Source organism: Mesorhizobium sp. L103C131B0 (genome assembly GCF_000502275.1).
Classification (GTDB): domain Bacteria; phylum Pseudomonadota; class Alphaproteobacteria; order Rhizobiales; family Rhizobiaceae; genus Mesorhizobium.
On record NZ_AYXC01000048.1, the window covers coordinates 1 to 8,057 of the forward strand.

Sequence of the window (8,057 nt, forward strand, 5' to 3'; positions counted from 1 at the left end):
CGATCATGTCCGCCAGGCTGTGGACGACCTGGTCCGGGCAGCGCGGATCGTCGATGCAACGCGCCAGACGCTCGGCCACCCGCAACCGCTTTTCCACCTCGGCCAAGGCCAGAACGCCGCTGTTGGACGACAGCATGCCGCCGTCGAAACGGGCGACGACGGACTAGCCGCCGACTGATGACAAACCGCTCAGCGGCAGCGCAAGATCGTTCATGGTGGGTGTGGTCTCCGGGAAATTTCGGATCGGCTTAAGCAACCAAATCCTACGTCATTTCAACGGGCTTGCGCCACATNGGTGTGGTCTCCGGGAAATTTCGGATCGGCTTAAGCAACCAAATCCTACGTCATTTCAACGGGCTTGCGCCACATCCACCAACCCCCATGAATTTTTCAGGCTGGCAGAGAGGGTGCTTGCGGTGCACTCACTGACTCGAGATCGCAAATGGAGGCGCGTGACCACCAGAACTGGCGACACCCAAGGTGGTCCGCTGGACCCGCGGGAGGAACCACAAGGTGTCAGCGGGCAGAGCGCAAGCGAGTCCCTACTTCGATCTTTCTAGAAGCGCGCCGGCAGCCTGGGCGGGGGGCTTGGGGGTCAGACTGCCGGCGCACGCCACTCACGAAGAGCGGCCCCTTTTCCTGGTTCGAACGCCCATAGTCAACCCGGAAACGTCAGGATGCCCGCCATGTTACTTTCAGAGCGGCGCGACTTCGCCATGGTGGACGATTCAGCCTAGGAGTAGCCACTCTCGTAGGCCGAGTTGATGCTCAAGCCAGCATCGCCTTGCCGAACTAGGAAGAGTTCGCCGTTAGTCCTTCGTCGCGAGCCGATGCCGTCGTGCACGTTTCGTAGCACTCCGGGCGGCTATATCGCTTTGTTGTTCGGTGAGCTGCGCCAGAAGGCATCGCATCAATCGAATCAAGCGTCGACATCAGCCGCAAGCTTCACATCACAACAGCTAGTCCACCCATTGCAGATCATCCGATCTGTTCAGGCGGCGTCCGAAATGTCCAACTCCGACTCAAGAATTCCCACAGGTATGGAAAGCGATTTCGCTATCCGATCCCGATAGCCCTTGCTGTACCTCAGACCTCGCTCGATGTTTTGGATTTCCTCAGCGGCCAGCCCGCACGCGACGGCCAGGTCGTCGATCGAATATCCAAGGTGCTCGCGATAAGCGCGGACGATGTGGGTTCCCTGGGACATAGCCGTCAAGACTGGTTCGGGAATGCGCGAATCCTTCATAAACATCTCCAAGAACTGGGAGCTCCCTCGGAGATTCCTCCCGAGGCGCACACCTAGCAAATAAAAAAAATGGTCGTCCATTCGGCCGAACCGGCCTCATGCATGGGATGGGCCGCTGAATTGGCCGGGCCGGAATATGGCGGCTCACCTGCTTCTGATCAAGTATCAAGACTGCCCGTGCTGAGAGCCTGGTCGGCGTAGCGCATGCGACCTGCGATCCTTCGTGGACCATTCTCGCCGATGGCTTTCTTGAACAGCAACTCGAACTTTCGGCACGGACACTGCTTCCTTCGGCAATCTCCACCGGCGAGGCAGCGAAAGACCCGCTCGTAACCGCTACCGAGTTTCGCAATTGCAGCAAACAATGGTCATCTGGTTTCATCCGGGCTTCGGATCCAGACAAGGGGTACCGCTTTCCTGGAGGCGCATCGCCACCTGTACAGGTTCACAATCATTCGACCGTGACCGATTTTGCGAGATTGCGCGGCTGGTCTACATCCGTCCCCATGAAGAGCGCCGTGTGGTAGGCTAGAAGCTGTATCGGGAGCGAGAAGATCATTGGCGCGATAATCTCGTCGACAACCGGCAGCACGAGCGTGTGCATGGTTTCGAGTTTCGATACGGCTGCCCCTTTTTCATCGGTGATGAGGATAATCCGCCCTCCACGGGCAGCCACTTCCTGCATGTTGGAAACGGTCTTGTCGAAAAGACGGTCATGGGGCGCGATGACGATCACCGGCATGTTCTCGTCTATCAAGGCGATCGGCCCGTGCTTCAATTCACCCGCTGCATAGCCCTCGGCATGGATGTAGGAAATCTCCTTGAGCTTCAGCGCACCTTCCATCGCTAGCGGGAAACTGGTGCCACGGCCGAGATACAGGACGTCACGACACTTTGACAGTTCGCGCGACAAGAACTCGATTTCCGGCTGGATGCTCTCGAGTACGTGGCCCATCACGCGCGGCAATTCGGCGAGGCTCCTGACGAGCTCCTGCAGCTCGTCTTCGGGGACCGTCCCGCGGGCTCTGGCGGCGCCGATGGCGAGTGCTGCTAGAACGGCAAGCTGGCAGGTAAAAGCCTTGGTAGAGGCGACGCCGATCTCCGGTCCGGCAAGGATCGGGAAAACCGTATCGGCCTCGCGAGCGATGGTCGATTCGCAGGCATTGACGATAGCGCCAATTTTCAGCCCACGCTCCTTGCAGTACCTCAATGACGCAAGCGTATCGGCGGTTTCGCCGGACTGCGAGATGAAAAGAGCTGCCGACTGCGGCGGCAACGGGATCTCGCGGTAACGGAATTCGGACGCAACGTCGATTTCAACCGTCAGGCGCGCATAGCGCTCGAACCAGTATTTTCCGATCAGTCCGGCGAAATAGGCGGTTCCGCAGGCAGAGATCGCCAAGCTCGGGACCTTGGCGAAATCAATGCCAGGAACCATGTCGCGACTGTCTATGATGTTAATGTAATGACGGAGAGCATGGGCGATGACCTCGGGCTGCTCGTAAATCTCCTTCTCCATGAAGTGGCGATGGTTGCCCTTGTTGGCCAGATCGGCCGCGGCCGTGGAGATATGGAGCGGACGCTCGACGGGGCGGCCGTCGACATCGAAGATATGGGCGCCCGAATTGCCGACAACGGCCCAGTCGCCGTCGATGAGATAGGTAATTTCATTGGTGAAGGGAGCAAGGGCGATCGCGTCGGAGCCCAGGAACATCTCGCCGTCGCCGTGACCGATCGCGAGCGGTGGCCCGTTGCGCGCCGCCGTGATGGTCGACGGTTCATCTTCGAAGAGGATGGCAAGCGCATAGGCGCCCTTGACGCGTTTCAGCATGGCACGCGTGGCCTCTTGCGGCCTCATGCCCTCTCGGCGGTATCTTGCCAAGAGATGCCCAACGACCTCGGTGTCGGTGTCGGTCTGGAACTCGGCGCCATCCGCCGCCAATTCGTCCTTCAGCTCGGTGAAGTTCTCGATGATGCCGTTATGGACTACGGCGACACCGTCGCTAAAGTGCGGGTGCGCATTGCGTTCGGTCGAGGCCCCGTGGGTTGCCCAACGCGTGTGGCCGATGCCGACGTTGCCGCTCAGCGGCTCTTCCTTCAGTCGCCTCTCGAGGTTGACGAGCTTGCCCTCGGCGCGCCGGCGGTGCAAGGCACCCTCGATGATCGTCGCAACGCCGGCGGAATCATAGCCGCGATATTCCAAACCCTTCAACGCGCCGATCAACCGATCCGACACCGGCTGTTGCCCAACGATGCCAACAATCCCGCACATGTTCGTCTCCGCATCTTTGCGGGCAGCACCAGCCCACGCGAGACGGATACCCGTCCGGCCGCTTTAAGTGGCGGCCTTGTAGTAGAATTCCATAATATTGGTAAAATTGATTGTTGTGATAACTACCATCCACCCGATGGATAGGTTGGCCACTGTGGAGCCACGACCCAAACTTCTATTCGCGCCTGACGCTCTTATGAGGATCGCAAACTCACACCCGCGGCAGGATCACGGCCTCGGAAAGGCCAGGAGGCCTTGGACAGTGGACGGACGACGGGCCTGCGGCCCCTTGTCAGGCCGTCGGCATCTAGGAGCATGGTGCCGCCGACTTGGGCATCGGCGATGGTCTGTCTTGGCGACAGCCTGAGTTCGCTTCAGGACCGTCGTCGTCTCGCGCGGCTGCCGGTGTCAGTTGACGATAACAAATGTCCGCCGGGGGCGAGCGCCTCGCGCACGGCACGTGCCAGCCGCGGTCGGTCCGGGACGCCGTCGAAGGCGTTGGCCGTGAAGACTCACGGGGCGTGACACCAGAGTAGCGAGTTCGTAGCGCGTAGCCGGCGACGAATTCGCAATTGGTCGCGCCGGCGCCGGTCAGCCGGCGCTGCGCGGCCTCCAGCTGGTCGGCGTAGTGCGACGACATGGCGGGTGATCGTGGCGATCGGCACAGCCGCCCCGCAACAGAGGTCGACCACCTCCATGCCCGGCTTCAGCCCGGTTGTCGCAAGCGCCATCTTCGCTGCGGTCGCGCTTGTCATGCTGCTCTTTCCTGGCCTTTGCAAGAACACGAACCTCGGCTTCGGTCGGAATGGCAATGTGGCGAAGGGCGACCCGATCTGCGTCAAGCTCATCGCCAGGGAAGAGGCGAATGATGAGCAGCCCCACTATCGCCTGATCACCACCGGCGGCCGCCGATGTTCCCAGCATTCGCGTTCCAAGGTCGGCATGTCGTGCTCCTCGCTGGCATAGCCGAGGCAGAAATAGCCGATCAGCGTCCATTCGGGCGGCGTGTCGAGAATTTCGGCCATCTCGGTCGCATCGAGGATCGACACCCAGCCCATGCCGATGCCCTCCGCCCGCGCCGCCACCCACAGTGTGTGCACTGCCATGACGGCCGAATAGTCGATGGTCGCCGCCATGGTCATGCGACCGAGCCCATGGCCTTGTCGGGTCGTGCGGTCGGCGAAGACCGCGAATTGACAGGGCGCCTCGTCGAGCCCGGCAAGCTTCAGCCGGGCATAGAGTGCGGCGCGCTCTCCCGAAAAGCGCGTGAGCGCCTCGGCATTGCAGCGCTCGAAGCAGTCTCTCACGGCAGTGCGCCGCTTGAGGCTCTCGACTACTACGAAGCGCCAGGGCTGGCTGAGGCCAACGGAGGGCGCAATGCTGGCGAGCTCGAGCAGGCGTTCCAGCGTACCCTCTGGCAGAGCCGTCGGCTCGAAGCGCCGCACATCCCTGCGCCAGCGCAGCAGCGTGATCAGCTCGGAGCGAAAATCGTCGGTGAAATCTGGAGGTGACGGCATGGCGGTCTCGTTAGGTATGGATTGGCATTAGGGAGTACAGTGTGGACAGCCTCTGCCTATTGCCAAGCTGGCTTGTTGCGTCCGACAATCGCGTCATGCGACCCCAACCGCAAACGATAGAAAAATCTTTCCTGGTGGGCGGCGCTATTACGATGCAATCGACCAAGCCAGTTTCGATCAGCTCGCACCGCGGTGAATCGTGTACCAGGCCGTTGCTAAATGCGCCATTGACACTCAGGCGCACCCGTATCGCTCACCAGGCCTCGGAATGCAGAGAACGTCGGCCTGGAACGCGGAGACGGCGACAGGCGTCTCAGCTTGCATATGGTCGTTCCTGCCGCACCGCCTGCAACTCAGTTTGCTTCCGACCACGTCGGCCTCGACGTCCCCGAAGATTCCCCAGGTCATTCGGCAGATACCATCGTCTGTCGTCATAGCGCCGCAGCGGACAGCACCAGCTGCCCAGTTTCATTTGGTGCATCGCTGAGCTTCCAGTCGCCACCGCAATTTCGTCTTCCACCAGCGTCAGGCATGACCCAAATTGGAGCTCATCCCTCTCACAGTCGATTCGCGCTTGAACTATATGTTCTACTTTCGTTCACTGTTCGGACGACACATTAGAAAGAGCTGGAATGGAATCTATCATCAGCCCTCGACAGCCGCCAAAGGTGGCCGCTGTTCAAGCCCGCCGAAAAATTTGGATGCCGTTCACAAGGGGAGAGCATTGGTGGGACCATGCCGGCACCATCTACCTCTTTGTTCTTCTCGGGGAACATCGCCCGGGCCAGTGGTCTCATCGTGACCGGAGAGTAAAAATAACTGACGCGCATCAGGGCTCGCGCATGTGGAACGAGATGAGCATCCCAGTTACTGGCACATTCTACAATCAGCTACCAATTGACAAAACGTAAGGCAGGAGACGGTTGAGACGTGGAAGGTGTTCGACCGTCGTACCGCAGAGTCGCCATAAGTCGCATTTACGAGGCCCTAATATTTGATGCAAATGGCTGGGAACGTTGCTCACCCTCAACTCGGAGGTGACCGTTACCATCAACAGCGGATGGGCTGGTGCCGTCATGAAGTTGGAGGGCGACTTGCTTCCTCTAGCCGTTTTCGCAACCTATTCCGTCGCCGTCTCGGTCAAGATCATAGATATCGGTGCCCACGACAGAGACCGGCCCGTGTACGTATGCGGGACCATTGCCCTTTCCGGAGGAACAGTCGACATCGCTGGCGATTGGAACACAGGCGCCTGTGTAGTTAGGGTCGCAGGATTCTTGGCCATGAGCGCTGCTGATGAAGGACGCCAGACCCAGAGCGACCGCGCCTAGACGATGAAACCGCATCAAACACCCGCCAGCCAACACCCAAGAAATCTTAGCGGGCATTTTAGCTCCATGCAATATTAGCGCTGGCTTGGGCGCCTATATATCACCACCAAGCTCCAAAGAGATAAGTTATTGCCCCACTGCAATGATCAAGATCGCGTTGAGGGTCGCGCGATGGCGGGCTACTTGATTTCGGTTTGGCAGATGCGCGGCCAAAGACCGACGCGTGCTGCCAGGCATATGCATCTGCGGCGGGGTTTGACTTTTGATATTGCGAGGCAGGAAGGTCGCTTGCTGTACAGAGGAGCTTATTGCCGAGGTCGAGAATCTTAGTGCCGATCGATGGTAGTGCATCCACATCAGTCTGATTTTCGACAGCCGTCGTCGAGCCGGAGTGCGCATCTCCCTCTGCGGTGAGGCCTCCGTAAGCGTCTGCGACGACCGACAGAGTCGACAACCACGCGCTTCGTTCAGCCCCCCGAGGTGATCATGGCTGAAAGCGGTCCTACAAGGGCGGGCGATGTTAGCCGTCAAGGCCGACAAAAGGCAAACGCTGTGGGATCGTGTGCAGGGCGAGGTCGGCGTCCCGGTCCCGAAGGAGCATAAGAAGTACAAGGCGGAATGGCTGAAGCCGGGACTGGTCGGCCGGGTCAGGAGGTCGAAGAGCGAAGAGAAGCTGCGCCACGCAAGGCTACCGGATTTCTGGGAGGATAACCAAAGAGCACGGTCAGTCTTGGGTATATTGTACGATTGTTACCCAAGCGGCGGCCGGCATGGAACTCTCATCCTCGTGGAGCTAGGGTTGTGCTATGGCACAGCCCTTTCAATCCGCCCCAATGAGCGCTTCATTTCAGATGATCGTGGACCACTATGAGACAGCGGTTTCACTCCAGGAGCGCATTGTAACTCGCGCTCGACAAGTCGGCTTGGCGACCAAAAGCGATGACGAATTTCTGGAGCATCTGAATGCCGCGTTAGAGCGGGTGCGCCAAAGCTTGGCTCGGCCGATTAACGTAATTGATTAAAAAATGGGACATCCGCGGTCGGCAGGCATACAGTGTGCCATCGACGGCAACTCTAAGGGCGTCCGTCGGCTGTGAGCGATCAACATGCTTCCGCCCCAATAGGGAGAGGGAGCTATGACAGACTCCAGTTCACAAACTCACACTGCCGCGCAACGCGACACCGGCCAAAATTCGATCTATCGCAATTCGCTGCTGCTACGAATGTGCTCGGCAGATTTGGCATTGCTGCAACCTCATTTCGAAAGCGTCTCCCTTGGGCTGAAGACGCATCTCGAAGTGGCGGGGTCACCAATCAGCACCGTGTACTTCTTCGAGAGCGGTCTCGGGTCAGTGGTGGGCGAGCTGCGGCCTGGTATCGAAGCTGAGATCGGAATCATTGGTTGTGAGGGCATGACCGGCTCAGCGCTCGTCATGGGCGATGACCGGTCAACGCACGATTGTTACGTCCAATTAGAAGCCCGAGCCTTTGTTATCGACGCGGGCCTCTTCACCAAGGCGCTTCTGACAAGCCCAACCTTGCGAACCTTTCTGCTCCGCTACGTTCACTACTTTCACCTCCAGGCAAGCTTCACCGCGCTCAGCAATGCCCGGATGAACATAGTCGACAGGCTCTCAAGATGGCTGGTGATGTGTGATGATCGCGTCGACGGGAACAGCTTTGCGATTACG

At 59.2% G+C, this 8,057-nt stretch carries 4 protein-coding genes and 1 pseudogene; 1 reads left to right on the top strand and 4 read right to left on the bottom strand.

All coding sequences use genetic code 11. The features are described from left to right. The 4 genes and pseudogenes from X730_RS1000000167235 to bluB form a co-directional block, all read right to left on the bottom strand. A pseudogene (locus X730_RS1000000167235) lies at nt 1–214 on the bottom strand (transposase); the annotation flags it as partial. Between the two features lie 777 nt (nt 215–991). Next, entirely contained in the window at nt 992–1,246 is a 255-nt protein-coding gene (locus X730_RS0135255) for a helix-turn-helix transcriptional regulator (protein WP_031197535.1), read from the bottom strand. 451 nt (nt 1,247–1,697) lie between these two features. Next, nucleotides 1,698–3,518 (bottom strand): glutamine--fructose-6-phosphate transaminase (isomerizing), encoded by a 1,821-nt coding sequence (glmS, locus tag X730_RS135550; protein ID WP_023707023.1) that lies wholly within the window; start codon nt 3,516–3,518, stop codon nt 1,698–1,700. Between the two features lie 881 nt (nt 3,519–4,399). Then, the gene (gene bluB, locus X730_RS135545; RefSeq protein ID WP_023694898.1) at nt 4,400–5,035 is read right to left on the bottom strand and encodes a 5,6-dimethylbenzimidazole synthase; all 636 of its coding nucleotides are present in this window, start codon (nt 5,033–5,035) and stop codon (nt 4,400–4,402) included. Between the two features lie 2,467 nt (nt 5,036–7,502). Between bluB and X730_RS135530 the strand changes: the two genes are divergently transcribed. Beyond that, nucleotides 7,503–8,057, top strand: a 555-nt coding sequence (locus X730_RS135530; protein ID WP_155922559.1) for a Crp/Fnr family transcriptional regulator, incomplete at its 3' end; no start/stop codon positions are given.